Below are 3050 nucleotides of genomic sequence, written 5' to 3'. Positions count from 1 at the left end.
CGGCCGCGCCGCGCGGCCGCGGGCCGGCCAGCTCCAGGGCGGCCAGGCGCCCGGCCAGGGCGGCGTCGTGCGCGGCCGCGTCCGCCGGCAGCGCCGGGCCGGACAGCGCCGGCACCAGGTGCTCCCACACCGCGTCCAGCAGCACCTGGGTGGTGGTGCTCTGCCCGGTGATCGCCACGACGGCGTCCTGCTCGGGCAGCACGAGGGCGAACTGCCCGTAGGCGCCGTCGGCGCGGTAGCCGTGCGTGGAGGGCCAGAACTGGTAGCCGTAGCCCAGCCGCGAGTCCGGCTTGTCCTGGGAGGCGGCGGTGTCGGCGTGGGAGCGGCCCACCGCGTCCACCCACTGCGCCGGCAGCAGCTGCGCGTCGCCCCAGCGGCCGCGCTGCAGGTGCAGCTGGCCCAGCTTCGCCAGCGCGTCGGTGGTGGCGTGCAGCCCGGAGAAGCCGATCTCGCGGCCGCGGGCGTCGGTGGTCCAGGCCGTCTCCCCGATGCCCAGGGGGTCCAGCAGGCGCGGGCGCAGGTACTGCGTGAGCGTCGTGCCCGCCGCGCGCTGCACCACCGCCGAGATCGCGAACGTGCACGGCTGGTTGTAGGCGAAGAACGTGCCCGGCTCCTCCTCGGGGGGCAGGCGCAGGAACCCGCGCACCACGTCGCCGGTCTCGTCGGCGTCCGCCGCCGCGATCGTCTCGCCGCGGTGGCCGCTGGCCATGGCCGCCACGTGCCGCAGGGTGATCGAGCGGGCGCGCTCGTCGGTGACGTCGCCGTCCAGCTCGGGGAAGTGCGACAGGACCGTGGAGTCCAGGTCCACCAGCCCCTCGGCCACCGCCAGGCCCAGGGCGCTGACGGTGAAGCTCTTGCTCACCGAGTACAGCAGGTGCGGGCGCTGGGGCGCGTAGGGCGCCCACCAGCCCTCGGCGACCACGGCGCCGCGGCGCAGCACGGCCAGGGAGTGCAGCTCCACGCCGCCGGCGGCCTCCACGGCGTCGAGGAAGGCGGCCACGCCGCGCGCGTCGACGCCCAGCGCGCAGGGGGCGCTGCGGGGCAGCGCCCCCTCCGCGCCGGGGGTCCCGGTCGTGCTGCGCGCGGTGATCGCCTCGGTGCTCACCCGGGCGATCCTAGGGCGCGCGGCCCGGCGCGGTCCCGGGAGCGCGCCGGGCGGGGCGGGGCTCAGAACAGCGCGCGCGAGAGCGCGGTGCGGGCCCTGGCCACGCGCGGGTCGGCCGCGCCGACCACCGTGAACAGCTCCAGCAGGTGGGTGCGGGCCGCGTCGCGGTCCTCCCCGGCGGTGCGGCGCACGATGCCCAGCAGCCGCTCGAAGGCGTCCTCGACGTGGCCGCCGACGAGGTCGAGGTCGGCGACGACGAGCTGGGCGGGCACGTCGTCCGGGGCGCCGGCCGCGGCGGCGCGGGCCGCGGCGGCGTCCACCCCGCGCAGGCGGCGCAGCACGCCGACGCGGGCGAGGCCCTCGGCGGCGCCGGTGTCGCGCGGGTCGGCGGCCAGGGCCCGCTGCCAGGCGGCCGCGGCGGCGTCGAGGTCGCCGGCCTCCGCGGCGGCCTGCGCCTCCGCGTGCAGCGGCGGCAGCGGCGCCTGCTCGGGCTCGTCGGCCGCCACGGGCGCCTCGCCGGGCACGCGGCCGGTCACGCCGTTGGCCTCGGCGACGCGCAGCACCTCCTCCAGCAGCGGGCGCGCCTCCTCCGCGGAGGGGTAGGCGCCGGTGAACAGCGGCAGCGGCTGGCCCTTGACGATCGCGGCGACCAGCGGGACGGCCCGCGCCTGCAGCGACTGCACGAGGGACTGCGCCAGGGCCGGCTCGGCCTGGGCGTCGATGCGGCCCAGCAGGAAGCGGCCGGCGAACTCGTCGGCCAGCTGCGCGAGCACCTCGGCGCCCGTGTCGTAGCCCTCGGCCCACAGGTCCAGCACGACCGGGAAGCTCACCGACGACTGCACGACCTCGGTGAAGGACTCCTCGGTGACGTCCACGACGAACGGGGAGGCCTGCTGCGCGGCGGCGGGGTCGGCGGCGGCGCGGCGCGCGACCTCCTCGCGGCGCGAGTTGCGGGCCGCCAGCGCCCCGAGGTCCACCGCCCCGCGCAGGTTCAGCCCCGCACCGGGGGGAGTCGGTTGAGTCATGGCGGTCAGCTTCTCACGCAGGCGCTCGCGCGCCGCAGGGCGCCCGCGGCCCTCAGGAGGCGCTGACCCGCACCGGCCCGCTCTGCACCGCCACGACGGAGACGGGCCCCTGCCCGGGCGGCAGCGCCAGCACGACGACCTCCTGCACGACGGTGGTCACCGAGGTGAAGTCGGGACGGCCGGCCAGCGCCGCGGCCGCGTCCTGCAGCCGGCCGGGGCGCCCGCCGGCGGGGCCGGCGGCCGTGACGGAGGAGCGGTAGCCGGCCACCACCAGGGCGCCGCCGTCGCGGGTGCGCACCGCCAGGACGGGGTCCTCCAGCCGGGTGCGCTCTTGGGTGAACGAGCCGCCGGCGGCCTCCAGGGCACGGGTCTGCTGCGCGGCGGAGTCCACCACGCCGGTGCGGTAGGCGTCGGGGGCGAACTGCCCGGCGAACTCGCTGGCGTCCCCGCGCAGCAGGACGTCGGCGTAGCGGTCCACGGCCTGCTGCGGGCTCAGCGGCAGGTTGGTGTCCTCGTCGGCGCCCACGACGGCGGCGCCGTCGGCCGGCGCGCCGGTGGTGGGCAGGCTGGCGCCGGGCAGCAGCGAGGGCGTGGCCCACACGCGGTACGGCTCGCGCGCGGAGGCCGAGCGCAGCACCACCAGGGAGGGCTTGCGGTCGGGGCCCGGCTCGGTGACGGTGAGGAACCAGCGCGGCCAGCCCTGCTGGCGCGGCAGGACCGAGGAGAGCGCGTCGAGGTCGTCGGCGCTGACGGCCGGGGCCGTGGCGCCGGCGGCGGCGATGGTGGCGGCCGCGCGGCGCAGCTCCAGCTCGGGGCCGGCGGTGCGGGCGGCCAGCGCCTGCAGGTCGGCGGTGGCCGGGTCGGTGGCCGCGGCCAGCGGCGCGGTGGCCGCCTCGGCGATGCGGGCGGCCTGCTGGGGC

Annotated in this window: 3 protein-coding genes; all 3 read right to left on the bottom strand. The window is 79.1% G+C overall.

Annotation, left to right across the window (positions count from 1 at the left end; all coding sequences use genetic code 11):
• The coding region (locus GTR00_RS17935) for a serine hydrolase domain-containing protein (RefSeq protein ID WP_323132587.1) at positions 1–1105 on the bottom strand (1105 nt) is incomplete at its 3' end.
• 62 nt (positions 1106–1167) lie between these two features.
• Positions 1168–2130, bottom strand: a complete 963-nt coding sequence (locus GTR00_RS17930) for a co-chaperone YbbN (RefSeq protein WP_166612941.1) — start codon at positions 2128–2130, stop codon at positions 1168–1170.
• A gap of 52 nt (positions 2131–2182) precedes the next feature.
• On the bottom strand, positions 2183–3050 hold an 868-nt coding region (locus tag GTR00_RS17925), incomplete at its 5' end, for a hypothetical protein (RefSeq protein WP_166612940.1).

This window comes from Kineococcus indalonis (assembly GCF_009906395.1).
GTDB classification, from domain to species: Bacteria; Actinomycetota; Actinomycetes; order Actinomycetales; family Kineococcaceae; genus Kineococcus; species Kineococcus indalonis.
This window is presented reverse-complemented; position numbering and strand designations above follow the sequence as displayed.